General features: G+C 68.4%; 10 protein-coding genes and 1 pseudogene. 8 read left to right on the forward strand and 3 right to left on the reverse strand.

From position 1 onward, the window contains the following. Nucleotides 1-28: 28 nt before the first annotated feature. Both selA and selB read left to right on the forward strand, forming a co-directional pair. Nucleotides 29-1309 carry an L-seryl-tRNA(Sec) selenium transferase gene (selA, locus tag ACZ50N_RS04825; RefSeq protein WP_464474793.1) on the forward strand — a complete coding sequence of 427 codons (1281 nt, stop codon included), beginning with the start codon at nucleotides 29-31 and terminating at the stop codon, nucleotides 1307-1309. Next, nucleotides 1297-2978: pseudogene (selB, locus tag ACZ50N_RS04830) on the forward strand (selenocysteine-specific translation elongation factor). The gene selA and the pseudogene selB overlap by 13 nt, the downstream one beginning before the upstream one ends. On the opposite strand, the gene ACZ50N_RS04835 reads toward selB, so the two are convergent. Further along, complete coding sequence (locus tag ACZ50N_RS04835) at nucleotides 2935-3966, reverse strand: TerC family protein (protein WP_464474794.1); 1032 nt, start codon at nucleotides 3964-3966, stop codon at nucleotides 2935-2937. The pseudogene selB and the gene ACZ50N_RS04835 sit on opposite strands and share 44 nt — an antisense overlap. Before the next feature lie 116 nt (nucleotides 3967-4082). Between ACZ50N_RS04835 and fdh the strand changes: the two genes are divergently transcribed. The 6 genes from fdh (at nucleotide 4083) to ACZ50N_RS04865 (ending at nucleotide 11941) form a co-directional block, all read left to right on the forward strand. Beyond that, a complete protein-coding gene (fdh, locus tag ACZ50N_RS04840; RefSeq protein ID WP_464474795.1) occupies nucleotides 4083-7346 on the forward strand; it encodes a formate dehydrogenase in 3264 nt (1087 codons plus the stop codon). Further along, nucleotides 7343-8245, forward strand: coding sequence for a 4Fe-4S dicluster domain-containing protein (locus tag ACZ50N_RS04845; RefSeq protein WP_048424778.1), 903 nt, complete (start codon nucleotides 7343-7345; stop codon nucleotides 8243-8245). The genes fdh and ACZ50N_RS04845 overlap by 4 nt, the downstream gene beginning before the upstream one ends. Beyond that, on the forward strand, nucleotides 8245-9249 hold the full coding sequence (gene nrfD / locus ACZ50N_RS04850; protein WP_464474796.1) for an NrfD/PsrC family molybdoenzyme membrane anchor subunit: 1005 nt from the start codon (nucleotides 8245-8247) through the stop codon (nucleotides 9247-9249). The genes ACZ50N_RS04845 and nrfD overlap by 1 nt, the downstream gene beginning before the upstream one ends. Before the next feature lie 97 nt (nucleotides 9250-9346). Further along, entirely contained in the window at nucleotides 9347-9889 is a 543-nt protein-coding gene (locus ACZ50N_RS04855; RefSeq protein ID WP_277242370.1) for a YceI family protein, read from the forward strand. Between the two features lie 159 nt (nucleotides 9890-10048). Continuing rightward, nucleotides 10049-11554 carry a SulP family inorganic anion transporter gene (locus ACZ50N_RS04860; protein WP_464474797.1) on the forward strand — a complete coding sequence of 502 codons (1506 nt, stop codon included), beginning with the start codon at nucleotides 10049-10051 and terminating at the stop codon, nucleotides 11552-11554. After that, nucleotides 11555-11941: a MerR family transcriptional regulator gene (locus tag ACZ50N_RS04865; protein ID WP_464474798.1), complete on the forward strand. Its 387-nt coding sequence runs from the start codon at nucleotides 11555-11557 to the stop codon at nucleotides 11939-11941. Between the two features lie 70 nt (nucleotides 11942-12011). Here the strand turns inward: ACZ50N_RS04865 and ACZ50N_RS04870 are convergent, their stop codons facing one another. Both ACZ50N_RS04870 and ACZ50N_RS04875 read right to left on the reverse strand, forming a co-directional pair. Further along, nucleotides 12012-13163, reverse strand: a complete 1152-nt coding sequence (locus ACZ50N_RS04870; protein WP_464474799.1) for an NAD(P)/FAD-dependent oxidoreductase — start codon at nucleotides 13161-13163, stop codon at nucleotides 12012-12014. A gap of 51 nt (nucleotides 13164-13214) precedes the next feature. Further along, nucleotides 13215-14606 (reverse strand): hypothetical protein, encoded by a 1392-nt coding sequence (locus tag ACZ50N_RS04875; RefSeq protein ID WP_464474800.1) that lies wholly within the window; start codon nucleotides 14604-14606, stop codon nucleotides 13215-13217. Nucleotides 14607-14615 lie beyond the last annotated feature (9 nt).

A 14615-nucleotide genomic window follows, 5' to 3' on the forward strand; every position in this document is an offset into this window, starting at 1 on the left:
CGCAGACAACCACGCCGAAATCGCCGACATGAGTGACCCGCGCCGGCGGGTGCCGCGCACCGACGCCGTGCTCGCCGACCCGCGACTCGTCGCGGCGGCCCAGACTCTGGGTCGCGTGCTGGTCAAGAGCGTGGTCAACGAGGCGCAGCAGCGTGCCCGCGCCGGGGAGATCGACCCCGAGCAGGTCGCCGACCACGCCGTCGCATCGTTGCCGTCGAGCGCGGCCACGTTGCGGCCCGTCATCAACGCGACCGGCGTGGTCGTGCACACCAACCTGGGCCGCGCCCCGCTGTCGCGGGCTGCGATCGACGCCGTGACCACCGCCAGCGGCGCCACCGACGTCGAGTTCGACCTCGCGACCGGCCGCCGGGCCCGCCGCGGCAGGGGCGCGCTGGCCGCATTGGCCGCCGCGGTCCCCGCCGCCGAGGCCGTGCACGTCGTCAACAACAACGCCGCCGCGCTGCTGCTGACTGCGATGACGCTCGCCCCCGGCAGGGAGATGATCGTCAGCCGCGGAGAACTGATCGAGATCGGCGACGGCTTCCGGCTGCCCGAGCTCATGACGTCCACCGGCGCCCGCATCCGCGAGGTCGGCACCACCAACCGCACGCACCTGCGCGACTACGCCGACGCGATCGGCCCCGACACCGGCTTCATCCTCAAGGTGCATCCGTCGAACTACCACGTCAGCGGCTTCACCTCGACGGTCTCGGTGCGCGAGCTCGCCACCCTCGACTCTCCGCTGGTGGTCGACATCGGTTCGGGTCTGCTGAGCCCGCATCCGCTGCTGCCCGACGAACCCGATGCCGCGACCGTGCTGCGTCACGGCGCCGACCTGGTGACTGCGAGCGGGGACAAGCTGCTCGGTGGTCCGCAGGCCGGGCTGCTGTTCGGTGGCTCCGAGTTGATCGAGCGGCTGAGCCGCCACCCCGCAGCCCGCGCGCTGCGCGTGGACAAGCTGACGCTGGCCGCGCTGGAGGCCACGCTCGTCGGGCCGCCGCCGCCCGTCACGCAGGCGCTGACCGCGGACGTTTCCGAGTTACGGGCCCGGGCTTCCTCGTTGGCGGCTCAGCTGCCCGGCGCGGAGGTCGTCGACTGCGTGTCCGCGGTGGGCGGCGGTGGCGCGCCGGACGTCGAATTACCCAGTGTCGCAATCGCTCTCCCTGAGCAGTACGCGGTGGCTTTGAGGACCGGCGAGCGTGCGGTGGTCGGACGTATCGAGGACGGCCGCTGCCTGCTCGACCTACGGACCGTTGCGCCCGAGGACGATGCGGCGCTTCTGGAGGCCGTGCGGTCATGTTCGTCGTAGCAACGGCGGGACACGTCGACCACGGCAAATCGACTCTGGTGGAACGCCTCACGGGCATGTGGCCCGACCGGCTCGCCGAGGAACAGCGCCGCGGCCTGACCATCGACCTTGGTTTCGCGTGGGCAGACATCGACGGCCGCGAGATCGCCTTCGTCGACGTCCCCGGCCACGAACGCTTCGTCGGGAACATGCTCGCCGGCGTCGGACCCGTCCCCGCCATCATGTTCGTCGTCGCCGCCACCGAGGGCTGGATGCCACAGTCCGACGAGCATGCCGCCGCGCTGCGCGCCCTCGGCGTGCAGCACCTGCTGGTCGTGATCAGCAAGGCCGACCTCGCCGACCCCACGTCTGCCATCGACCAAGTGCGACAGCAGCTTCCCGCCGCGACGATCGTGCTCGGCACCGAGATCGACTCGGTGCGAAGAGAGCTCGTGACGCTGACGGATCGGCTACCGGCGCCGGATATCGACGCCGACGTGCGGCTGTGGGTGGACCGGTCGTTCACGGTGCGCGGGGCCGGCACCGTCGTCACGGGCACGTTGGCCGCGGGCACAATCCGCGTCGGGGACGACCTGGTGCACAACGGCCGCCGCGTCACCGTGCGCGGCGTGCAGTCCCTGGGCCGAGACCGGTCCGAGGTCGCCGCGGTGGCCCGCGTGGCGGTCAACCTGCGCGGCGTCGACCACCACAGCGTCACGCGCGGTGACACCCTCTGCACTCCGGACGCCTGGCGCGACACTCGCGAAATCGACGTCGCGCTGCGTGCAGCCGGGAAACTGCAGCAGCAGTTGGTGCTCCACATCGGCTCCGCCTCGATGCCCGTGCACGTGCGACCGCTGGGTGACCACGGGGCCCGGCTGCGACTGCCGCGTCCGCTGCCTCTGCGCATCGGCGACATCGGGCTGCTGCGCGACCCCGGTGAACACCGCATCGCCGCCGGGGTCGAGGTGCTCGACGTCGCACCACCGGCGTTGCGCCGCCGCGGCGACGCCCGCGCCCGGGGTGCCGAACTCGCCACTGGGCGGGTCTCTCCGCCGGTGTGCGCACGCGGAAACGATCTGCGGGCCATGGGTTTCGAGCCTGAAGGCGAGCGGGTGGGGGAGTGGGTGGTCGACGGGAGATGGTGGGCAGATCAGCGTGAGCAGCTGGTGACCGCGGTGGCGCGCTGGTCAGCCACGCATGACATCGCCGCCGGCATGCCGACCGAGGAACTGCGGCGCGACCTCGAGCTGCCCGCCATCGAGCTCGTGACCGCGCTGGCCGAGGGCACCGGCCTCGCCGTCGCCGACGGGCGGATCCGCACGCCCGGCGCCGCGCTGCCCGATCGCGTGGAGAAAGCCGTGTGCACGCTCGAGGAGTGGCTGACCGCCGAGCCGTTCCGCGCGCCCGACGCCGACGAGCTCGCCGAACTGCGCCTGGGGCCAAGGAGCTGGCGGCCGCGGTGCGGGCAGGCCGGCTGGTCAAGATCGCCGACGGCGTGGTGCTCCGCCCGCAGGCCTATCAGCGTGCGGCCGAGGTCCTGGCCGGTGTGCCGCAGCCGTTCACCGTCGCCGACGCCAAACGTGCGTTGGGCACTACCCGGCGCGTCGCCGTCCCCCTGCTCGAGGCGCTCGACGCGCGCGGGGTCACCCGACGCCGTCCCGACGGGACGCGCCTTCTGACTCGCTGACGTTTTTGTGCGTCGCCCGCAGAGAGCCGGGGTGGGCCTTGGCGCTCGGATCCTTGCGGGTCTTGGCCAGGCTCGCGATGGTGGTGATGGCCAGGATCGCGATGATCACCACCAGGCTCAGATAGGTGTTCACCTCGGGGATGTTCGGGTTGATGTCGACGTGGCCCCAGTGCAGCACCAGCTTCACGCCGATGAACGCCAGGATGATCGACAGGCCCGTCGACAGGTACACCAGGCGGTCCAGCAGACCCTTGACCAGGAAGAACAGTGCGCGCAGACCGAGCAGCGCGAACGCGTTCGCGGCGAACACGATGAACGGCTCTGACGTGACACCGAACACCGCGGGGATCGAGTCCAGCGCGAACAGCAGATCCACGCTGCCGATCGCGATCAGCACCGCGAGCAGCGGGGTGGCCATCTTGCGGCCCTGGCTGCGGGTCAGCAGCTTCCCGCCGTCGTAGTCGTCGCTCAGCGGGAGGAACTTCCGCGTCGCCTTGATCATGATGTTGTTTTCGACGTCGGGGTCCTCGTCGCGGTGCCGGAACAGCTGCACCGCCGTGAAGATCAGCAGGATGCCGAAGATCAGGAACATGAACGAGAACAGCGACAGCAGCGTCGCGCCGACCGCGATGAATATCGCGCGCATGATCAACGCCAGGATGATGCCGAACGTCAACACCTTGTGCTGATGCTCCTCGGGCACCGCGAACGTCGCCATGATGATCACGAACACGAAGAGGTTGTCGACCGACAGGCTCTTCTCCACGATGTAGCCGGCGAAGTACTGCGTGCCGAAGTCGGTCCCGTAGGTGGCCATGAACCACACCCCGAACGCGATGGCGACGGCGATGTAGAACACCGACCACGCGGTGGCTTCTTTGAATCCGACGCGGTGGGGGCGAACCGCGGCCAGGATCAAGTCGACGGCGAGCAGGGTGACGATCAGACCGATCGTCACCCCCCAGGTCAGAAGGCTGATCTCGAGCATGCACCCTTTGTACAGGAGGTTCCAAGGTTAACCTCCAGTTCACGGGGTAGTCCCCGCTTGCCAACCGGCACGACCGGCGGTTGGATCGGTGGGGGCGCGGGCGAAGGAGGCGGTGGGTGGATTTCAAGAAGCTGTTCGAATCCTGGCCTGTGTACCGGCAACTCACCGGCGACGACAAGCTCGGCCGCGGCCACGCCGCCCAGTCGCGGCGCTCGCTGACGCTGACCCCGCGCACCGCCGAAGCCGACCACGTCGCGCACTCGGTGTGTCCGTTCTGCGCCGTCGGCTGCGCGCAGAAGGTGTACGTCAAGGACGAGAAGGTCGTCCAGATCGAGGGCAACCCCGACAGCCCGATCTCGCGCGGCCGGCTGTGCCCGAAGGGCTCGGCCAGCAAGCAGCTGGTGACCGGGCCGCAGCGACTGACCAAGATCCGCTACCGCGCGCCGTACGCGACCGAATGGCAGGACCTCGACCTCGAAACCGCGATGGACATGGTCGCCGACCGGGTGCTCGATGCCCGGGAGAAGGGCTGGCAGCAGTTCGACTCCGACCGCAACACGCTGCGCCGCACGATGGGGCTGGCCAGCCTCGGTGGCGCCACGCTCGACAACGAAGAGAACTACCTGATCAAGAAGCTGTTCACCGCGCTCGGCGCCCTACAGATCGAGAACCAGGCGCGCATTTGACACAGCGCCACGGTTCCCGGTCTGGGGGCCTCCTTCGGTCGCGGCGGGGCGACGGACTACCAGCAGGATCTCGCCAATTCCGACTTCATCGTCATCATGGGGTCGAACATGGCCGAGGCCCATCCCGTCGGCTTCCAGTGGGTGATGGAGGCGAAGTCGCGCGGCACGCAGGTCGTCCACATCGACCCGCGGTTCACCCGCACCAGCGCGCTGGCCGACCGGCACGTGCCGCTGCGCGCGGGCAGTGACATCGCGTTCCTCGGCGGGGTGATCAACTACATCCTGTCCAACGAGCTCGACTTCCGGGAGTACGTCACCGCATACACCAACGCGTCGTTCCTCGTTGACGAGGGCTTCCAGGACACCGAGGATCTCGACGGGTTGTTCTCCGGATACGACGAGGCGACGGCGTCCTACGACCCCGAGACGTGGCAGTACCAGAACACCGACGCCGAAGGCGGCGGTGCAGAGGCCAAGGAGCACGCGTCACCGGATCAGCAGGGCTCCGGCGGCGCACCGATACAGGGTGCCGCCGATATCCCGTCCGACCCCACGCTGCAGGACCCGCGCTGTGTGTACCAGGTGCTCAAGCGGCACTACGCCCGCTACACCCCCGAGATGGTCGAGCGGGTGTGCGGCGTGCCGGCCGCGCAGTTCCTCGACGTCGCGCGGCAGTGGACGTCGGCGTCGGGTCGCGAAAAGACCGCGGCACTGGTGTACAGCGTGGGCTGGACACAACACACGTTGGGCGCGCAGTACATTCGCGCCGGAGCGATCATCCAGCTCCTGCTCGGCAACATCGGCAGGCCGGGCGGAGGGGTGTTCGCCTTGCGCGGGCACGCCAGCATCCAGGGCTCCACCGATGTGCCGACGCTGTTCAACCTGCTTCCGGGCTACCTCGCGATGCCGCGGGCCGGACAGGAGACCCTGGCCGACTACGTGGACGCCATCACCAGTCGCAACCAGAAAGGCTTCTGGCACAACGCCGATGCCTACATGGTGTCGCTGCTCAAGGAGTACTGGGGCGACGCGGCCACGCCGGAGAACGACTTCTGCTTCGACTACATGCCGCGCATCAACGGCGACCACGGCACCTACCGCACCGTGATGGACATGGTGGACGGCAAGGTGTTCGGCTACTTCCTGCTCGGGCAGAACCCCGCCGTCGGCTCCGCGCACGGCAAGCTGCAACGCCTCGGCATGGCGAATCTCGACTGGCTGGTGGTGCGCGACCTCGTCGAGATCGAGAGTGCGACGTTCTGGAGAGACGGGCCGGAGATCGAGACCGGCGAGATCAGCCCCGAGACGTGCCGCACCGAGGTGTTCCTGTTCCCGGCCGCCTCGCACGTGGAGAAGGCCGGCACCTTCACCCAGACCCAACGCATGCTGCAGTGGCGCGAGAAGGCGGTCGAGCCGCCGGGCGACGCCCGCTCAGAGCTGTGGTTCTTCTACCACCTCGGCCGTATCCTGCGCGAAAAGCTCTCCAGCTCAACCGATGAGCGCGATCGACCGCTGCTCGACCTGTCGTGGGACTACCAGATGGAGGGCGACGAACCCTCCGGTGCGGACGTGCTGCGTCGGATCAGCGGCGTCGACCTCGCCACCGACCGCGCCGTCAGCGGCTACACCGAGCTGAAGGCCGACGGGTCGACGATGTGCGGCTGCTGGATCTACAGCGGCGTGTATGCCGACGAGGTGAACCAGGCCGCTCGTCGCAAGCCGCACACCGAGCAGGGCCCCTACGACAACGAGTGGGGCTGGACGTGGCCTGCGAACCGCCGGGTGCTGTACAACCGGGCGTCGGCCGACCCGGCCGGCAAGCCGTGGAGCGAGCGCAAGAAGCTGGTCTGGTGGGACGCCTCTGCCGGCGAGTGGACCGGTTACGACGTACCGGATTTCGAGAAGACCAAGCAGCCGGATTACCGGCCGTCTCCGGATGCGGTCGGCGTCGAGGCGCTGCGCGGTGACGACCCGTTCGTCATGCAGGCCGACGGCAAGGGTTGGCTGTTCGCGCCCAATGGTGTGCTGGACGGCCCGCTGCCGACCCACTACGAGCCGCACGAATCGCCGGTGCGCAATCCGCTGTACCCGCAGCAGGGCAATCCGGCGCGCAAAGTGTATGGGCGCGAAGACAATCCGTCGAACCCGTCGTGGCCTGATGCGCACGGTGAGGTGTTCCCGTTCGTGTTCACCGCAGCGCGGCTGACCGAACACCACACCGCGGGCGGCATGAGCCGGCAGCTGCCGTATCTGGCAGAGCTACAGCCCGCGCTGTTCGTCGAAGTCTCGGCGGCGCTGGCGGCCGAACGTGGCCTGAGACACATGGACTGGGCGCACGTGGTGACCAGCCGCGCGGCCGTCGACGCCCGGGTGTTCGTCACCGAACGCATGCGACCGCTGCGCGTGGACAACCATGTGGTGCATCAGATCTGGATGCCCTACCACTGGGGCGGCTCCGGGCTGATCGACGGTGACGTGGTCAACGACCTGTTGGGTGTGGTCGCTGATCCGAACGTCTTCATCCAGGAGAGCAAGGTCGCCACATGCGACATCCAACCGGGGCGACGACCACGCGGCCCCGCGCTGCTGGAGTACCTCGCGGCCTATCGCGAACGGGCAGGGATCACCAAGGCCACCGGCACCGATCTGGACACGGTGCACATCTCTCCCGATCACACGGAGGAAACACCATGAGCGGCAACAGTTTCTACGGTCCGCTGCACGATCCGGCGGGTGATGCGGGCTACGACGACGAACACCCGCCGCGGGTCGGGTTCTTCACCGACACATCGGTGTGCATCGGCTGCAAGGCCTGTGAGGTGGCGTGCAAGGAGTGGAACGACGTGCCCGTCTCCGGTGAAGGCGACGGGTTCAATCTGCTGGGCATGTCGTTCGACAACACCGGAAACCTGGGTGCCAACTCGTGGCGGCACGTGGCGTTCATCGAGCAACCGGGCAAACCGCCGGTCGATCTGGGCATGCCCGAGGTCACGCAGAAGGCCGTCGAGATGGTGGGGGAGCTGCCCGACTTCCGATGGCTGATGGCGTCCGATGTCTGCAAGCACTGCACGCACGCCGGCTGTCTGGACGTGTGCCCGACCGGTGCGCTGTTTCGCACCGAGTTCTCGACCGTCGTTGTGCAGCAGGACATCTGCAATGGCTGCGGCTACTGCGTTTCCGGCTGCCCGTATGGCGTGATCGAGCGACGGGAAGGTGACGGCAGAGCGTGGAAGTGCACGCTCTGCTACGACCGCCTGCATGACGGGCTCGAGCCGGCCTGCGCCAAGGCATGCCCGACCGACTCCATCCAGTTCGGTGTGCTCGACGAACTCCGCGAGCGTGCCGCGCAACGCCTCGATGCGCTGCACGAGCGCGGCGTCACCGATGCGCGGCTCTACGGCGAATCACCCGACGACGGCGTGGGTGGCGACGGGGCGTTCTTCCTGCTGCTCGACGAACCGGAGGTGTACGGGCTGCCGCCCGACCCGGTGGTGCCCACGCGCGACGCCGGGGCGATGTGGCGTTACGCGGGTATGGCCGCTTCCGCGCTCGTCGGCATCGCGGTGTCGGCGTTCGTCGGGAAGCGGACCTGATGCGCGAAAAGCTCAGCGACACAGACGCGTCGGACCGCAACGCACAGACGCGGCACCGCCGGGGTGGACGCGAGGACATGGCGGTACCGCCGGCGGAGTTCCGCTCGTACTACGGCAGGCAGATCCTCAAGACGCCGGTGTGGAACTGGATGATCGCGGCGTACCTGTTCAGCGGCGGACTCTCGGCAGGCTCGGCGATGCTGGGCGCCGGAGCCGACCTGACCGGCCGCACCGAGTTGCGTCGTGTGTCGCGCCTCGGGGCGCTGGTGAGCCTGCTGGCGAGCATGTACTTCCTGATCGGGGATCTCGGCCGCCCTGAGCGGTTCCATCACATGCTGCGGGTCGCCAAGCCGAGTTCGCCGATGAGCATGGGTACCTGGATTCTCGGCGCCTACGGTCCGGGCGCGGGGCTCGCGGCCGCCGCCGAGCTGATGCCGTCCCGGTTGCGGCGCTCGCGGCTGGGCAGGCTGCTGACGTGGGCGGCGCGACCGGCGGGCTTGGAAGCCGCCGCGGTCGCCCCCGCGGTGGCGTCGTACACGGCAGTCCTGTTGTCGCAGACAGCGGTTCCGGCCTGGAATGAGGCGCACCCGTACCTGCCGTTCGTGTTCACCGGCTCAGCGGCCGCCAGCGGAGCGGGTTTGGGCATGCTGGCCGCGCCGGTGTCGCAGAGCGGGCCCGCGCGGCGGATGGCTGTCGCCGGGGCGGCTTTGGAAGTGGCCGCGTCACGCACCATGGAGCGCAAGCTCGGGCTGGTCGGGGAGGCCTACACCACCGGCCGGCCGCATCGCTTGCGGCAGGCGTCGGAAATCCTCACCGTCGGCGGCGCTCTCGGTGCCGTGGTCTCCGGGCGGCGACGCTGGGCCGTCGCCGCCTCGGGTGCCGCCCTTCTCGCGGGCAGCGCTCTGCAACGCTTCGGGGTGTTCGAGGCCGGCGTGGCGTCGACCCAGGACCCCAAATACGTGGTGGTGCCGCAGCGGGAACGCTTGGCGCAGCGAGAGGCGTAGAGCGTCGCGAATGTGCGTCCTGATACGGCCTTCGCCGCGTGTCGCGGATGGCATCGCACAGTCGGGGCACACTCACGGCGGGGCGTAGCGTGAACCGATGACCTGGACATTGGATCCTTCCCACGGCGAGCTGCTACTGACCACCGGGGTCACCGGACCGGCGTCGGCGGTGGGACACCGGCTGACGATCGCGATGACGGACTGGCAGGCAACGGTCACCTGGTCGGGTGACCAGCCGTCGGCGGTGGAGCTGACCGTCGAGGTCGACTCGTTGCAGGTGGTGCGCGGCGACGGCGGAGTCAAGGATCTGTCAGGTGTGGAGAAGTCGCTGGCCCGCTCCAATGCCCTGAAGACGTTGGACGCGAAGCGATTTCCGCAGATCCGGTTCTCGGCCGACCAGATCGTCACGGCCATCGACGGGGGCTACCAGCTGAACGGCACCCTCGACATCCACGGCACGTCACGGCCGAGGTCGGTCGACCTTCGGGTGAAGGATCTGGGCTCGGCGTGGCGGATGACGTGCGACGCCTCGGTCAGCCACGCCGAGTTCGGCGTCAAGCCCTACTCGCTGATGATGGGCGCAGTGAAGGTGGCCGACGAGGTGGTCGTGTCGTTTCGGGCGGAGCATCCGAAGGGCTGACGCGACGAGTGTGATCTGCGCGACGTGATTTGCGGACCAACCCTCCCCCAGGGGTAGAGTTCAGCGAGGCCCGTTTCCATGCTCCATGCTCGCGGGCCCTTCTGAGCGGTTCGAAAGCCGGCTCCAGACATAGCTTTCCGCTTCGCGAAAGGACCGCCGATGAGTGCTGCGCCGGAAACGTCGACGCCCCAACAACAGCAGTCTGTTCTGGTGGCGGTGCGATCGCCGCGTCGTCTCCGCACCGAGGTCTTGGCTGGTCTCGTCGTGGCGCTGGCGTTGATCCCCGAGGCGATCTCGTTCTCCATCATCGCCGGCGTCGACCCGCGAGTCGGCCTGTTCGCGTCGTTCACCATGGCCGTCACCATTGCCATCGTCGGCGGCCGACCCGCGATGATTTCTGCCGCGACCGGTGCCGTCGCACTCGTCGTCGCACCGCTGGTGCGCAGCCACGGGCTCGACTATCTGATCGCCGCCGTGATCCTGGCGGGCGTGCTGCAGATGGTGTTCGGCGCGTTGGGCGTCGCTCGCCTGATGCGATTCGTGCCGCGCAGCGTGATGGTCGGCTTCGTCAACGCGTTGGCGATCTTGATCTTCCTCTCGCAGATGCCGCACCTGCTGGGCGTGCCCTGGCTCGTCTACCCGATGGTGGCCGTCGGCATCGCCGTGATCGTCGCGCTGCCGAAGCTGACGACCGCGATACCCGCGCCGCTGGTCGCGATCGTCGCCCTGACTGCGGCGGCCGTCGCGACCGGGTGGCACGTTCCCACGGTCGGCGACGAAGGGCAGTTGCCGTCGAGCCTGCCCAGCCTCCTGATGCCCGACATTCCGCTCACGGTGGACACCCTGCGGATCATCGCGCCGTACGCCCTGACCATGGCACTGGTGGGACTGCTCGAATCGCTGATGACCGCGAAGCTGGTCGACGACATCACCGACACACACTCGAACAAGTCCCGCGAAGCCGTCGGGCAGGGCGTGGCCAATGTGGTGACCGGATTCTTCGGCGGCATGGGCGGTTGCGCGATGATCGGTCAGACCATGATCAACGTCAAGGTCAGCGGTGCGCGCACGCGCATCTCCACGTTCCTGGCCGGTTCGTTTCTGCTCGCGTTGGTGGTCGGTCTCGGCGACGTCGTGGCGCGCATCCCGATGGCAGCTCTGGTCGCCGTCATGGTCATGGTGTCCGTCGCCACGCTGGACTGGCACAGCATTCACCCGAAGACGTTGCGCCGCATGCCCAAGAGCGAGACCTTCGTGATGCTCGCGACCGTCGCTGTCACCGTCGCCACCGACAACCTGGCCTACGGGGTGGCGGTCGGCACTCTGGCGGCCATGGTGCTGTTCGCGCGCCGGGTGGCGCACTTCACCGAGGTCGACACCGTCGAGACCGACGCCGACGACACCAAGGTCTACGTCGTGACGGGGGAACTGTTCTTCGCGTCCAGCAACGACCTGGTGTACCAGTTCGACTACGCCGGTGACCCGGACAACGTCGTCATCGACATGAGCAAGGCGCACATCTGGGATGCGTCGACCGTCGCGACGCTGGATGCCATCACGACGAAATACGCTGCGAAGGGCAAGACGGTCTCCATCATCGGGATGAACGACAACAGTGCGGAGCGTCATGCGCGGCTGTCGGGGCAGCTGACCGGAGCACACTGAATGAGCGGCGAGGTGTGGCAGATCGGAGAAGTGGCAGCGCGAACGGAGCTGTCCATCAAGACGATTCGGCATTACGACGAGGTCGGTCTGGTGGTTCCGTCGGCCCGCTCTGCCGGCGGGTTCCGGCTCTACACCATTGACGACGTCGACCGTCTGCTCGCGATCCGGCGAATGAAGCCGCTGGGCTTCACTCTCGACGAGATGCGGCAACTCCTCGAGGCGCTTGACGTCGTCACCTCTGACGGCGCGAGCGCGGTGGAGTTGAGCACAGCGAGGGCCTACCTTGCCGCCTGCCATGCGCGCGCTGTGAAGGCGTGCGACGACCTGACGCGGCAGTTGAGCTACGCCGAAGAGCTCACCGAGCAGCTCGCCGACTTCTCGCACTAGGTCGCGCGAGTGTGCGGGGGATACGGCCTCAGCGGCGTGTCGCGGATGGCTTTGCCCAGTCGCGAAGGGGTTACGTCGCGGCGGGCGGTGGCTTCCTCTCGGTGATCAGCTTCTCACCGCTTTCGTAGTCGTCGTCGGCGTTGTAGGTGAGCACACCCACGGTCGCACCGTCGGAGGTGTACCAGACCGTGAAGCCGTCCTCGTGCTCGACGAACGTGCTCTCGTCGTACCCGTCGCCCCACGCGGCGTACTTGACGTCGGCGTCGCCGATGGTCGTCCAGAAGCCCGGTACGTCAGACCAACTGGCGTCCTTGCCCGCCGCCGACGTGCCGGCGATCTTGCCTTGCGACTCGGCATCGAACCAGTGCTCGACCGCCAGTGCCCGGCCGGCGGCCGTGTTGACGGCGAACGCAACGTCACCCGCGGCGTACACGCCGTTGACGCTGGTGCTCATGTCCGCCTGGACCGGGACCCGCGACTGCTCCAAGGAGATCCCGAGGCTCTCGGCGAGGCTGCTGTTGGGCGTCACGCCGGTGGCGGCCAGCACCAGGTCAGCATCGAGCGTGGTGCCGTTGTCCAGATGCACGGCGCCGTCGTCGACAGCGGTCACCTTGACGCCACCGAGATACGTGACCCCTGTCGCTTCGACAAGCGCCGTGAGCCGCCGGCCCGCCTCGTCTCCGAGCCGCTTCTGCTGCGGGACCTCATCGGGCGCCACCAACGTCACCGAAAGCCCGCGGCTGGCAAGCGATGCCGCCGCCTCACAGCCGATGAAACCCGCGCCGATCACCACGGCGGAACGCGCCGAGCTCGCTGCATCCCGCAACCGCCGGCCGTCGTCGAGAGAACGCAACTGCAGAACGCGCTCGCCGCCGGGAACCGACAGCGGCACCGGGCTGGCGCCGGTTGCCAGCACGAGGGCGTCATAGCTGTACGAAGTGCCGTCGACGGTGACCGTCCGGGCAGCGGTGTCGATGTTCTCGACGGCGGTACCGAGGGTGAGATCGATGTTGCGTTCGGTGAACCACTCGGCGGGATGGAGGGTGACGTCCTCGGTCTCACCGCGCAGGAAGTCCTTGCTCAGTGGAGGTCGGTCGTAGGGGTGGCTGACGTCGGCGCTGACGATGCGCACCGGGGCGTCGGGCCGCTCGGAACGGTAGGCCTCGGCAGCGCTGAGTCCCGCGGGGCCGCTGCCGATGACGAGTAAGCCATGATCGGACATGGCGGCGGCATACCCGCCGCGCGTGCGCCTACACCCCGTGACGTCGGCGGGTCACAAAGACGTCAGGACGGCCTGCCAGAACAGATGCGCCACGGCGTCGTTCACGAATTCGCTGTGGGCGCCCGAGAGCCGGTCGCCGCCCGTGATGACGGAATTGCCGTCGGTGTTGTAGATGCCGCCGCGGACGAAGCCGTACTGGTGCCGGACATCGTCGACGATCGGCAGGTCTTCCGAAGACTCGGTGCCCTGGATGCCGTAGCTGCCGATGCCGCCCCACTTCGGCGGGCCTTCGGCACCCAGGGTGGGATCGCCACCGAGGCGGGCGCCGAGCGGGTACCAGACGCCGACCGCCTTGTCGTGTTCCGAGCGCGTGGTCACCACCGCCCCTCGGACCGCGGGCGGCTGCGCCCGGAGCGCACGGTAGAAGCCGGGCCCGAATGGTGCGTAGGGGATCTCGTCGGCGAAAGACCACAGCGACATCGCGCCCTGCACCAGGAACAGGGTGTCGACAGGACGGGGCAGCGGATCGGTCGGCACCCCACCCGACACCGGGCCGGCCAGCGCGGCCGTCATGACGATGCAGCCGAAACTGTGCCCCATCAGATGAATCCGGGCCGACGGGGCGGCGGTCTGCAGTTGGCGCAGGACCCGGTGGACATCGCGCTCACCGACCACACGCGCCCGCTTCTTCATCGTCCAGAACGACAGCTGACGCACCGGGGACAAGATGATGTCCCTGGCCGAGGCGAACAGCCCGTCGCCCAGGATGCCCGGGTTGACCGCGGCGGGGTCGGTGCCGCTCAACTCGGTGATCCAGCCCTCGGCGATCAACTGCGGAGAGAAGGCGGGCAGATCGGAGCCCGGCGCAGCGCTCGCGCTGTCGCCGGAGAGTCCGCTCGCCGCGAAGAGGTCCCGGTAGGCCTTCTCGAGCTCCTCTGGTATCTCGCCGCTCTGGATCTGCAGCGCGGTGGTCTCGTCGTCGGCGGCCGCGACGATGCGCTCCAGCGCCGCAACGGCTTCAGGGGAGTTGGCGATGCGATCGGTATAGCGGCCGACGAGGTCGGCGGGGCCCATCGTGGCTTCTGCGGCCAGCTCGTCGTCCCCGGCCGCAAGTGTGCCCCGACCGCCGCGCTCGTTGCCCCAGGGCAGGCTGGGCCAGTGCACCCCGACGATCAACGGGGTGAACCCGGGCACCTTCGTGTTCACCAGAGCGCGGTCGGCATCCTGCTGCGCCACCTTCGGGAACCACCTACCGTATTGGTCCAGAGCGGCTGGCACGTCCCCTTTCCAGCCGTGGCTGGCGATGAAGATGTCGGTCACGCCGGCACCCGCCGCCTCGACGATCGCAGTGCTGAGGAGCGTGCCATCCTCCTTCTTCTCCACCCCGTCTTCGCAGATCTCGAGCAGGTAGTACTGAGGGTCTACGGAATCGATGAAAGGCATGACCGGTCC

The organism is Mycolicibacterium obuense (assembly GCF_055397605.1).

Coding starts and splice junctions, on each gene's coding strand:
- ACZ50N_RS04835 (WP_464474794.1), bottom strand. CDS start 3,966: ATGCTCGAGATCAGCCTTCTGACCTGGGGGGTGACGATCGGTCTGATC.
- selA (WP_464474793.1), top strand. CDS start 29: ATGAGTGACCCGCGCCGGCGGGTGCCGCGCACCGACGCCGTGCTCGCC.
- ACZ50N_RS04870 (WP_464474799.1), bottom strand. CDS start 13,163: ATGTCCGATCATGGCTTACTCGTCATCGGCAGCGGCCCCGCGGGACTC.
- ACZ50N_RS04865 (WP_464474798.1), top strand. CDS start 11,555: ATGAGCGGCGAGGTGTGGCAGATCGGAGAAGTGGCAGCGCGAACGGAG.
- ACZ50N_RS04855 (WP_277242370.1), top strand. CDS start 9,347: ATGACCTGGACATTGGATCCTTCCCACGGCGAGCTGCTACTGACCACC.
- ACZ50N_RS04845 (WP_048424778.1), top strand. CDS start 7,343: ATGAGCGGCAACAGTTTCTACGGTCCGCTGCACGATCCGGCGGGTGAT.
- ACZ50N_RS04875 (WP_464474800.1), bottom strand. CDS start 14,606: ATGCCTTTCATCGATTCCGTAGACCCTCAGTACTACCTGCTCGAGATC.
- nrfD (WP_464474796.1), top strand. CDS start 8,245: ATGCGCGAAAAGCTCAGCGACACAGACGCGTCGGACCGCAACGCACAG.
- ACZ50N_RS04860 (WP_464474797.1), top strand. CDS start 10,049: ATGAGTGCTGCGCCGGAAACGTCGACGCCCCAACAACAGCAGTCTGTT.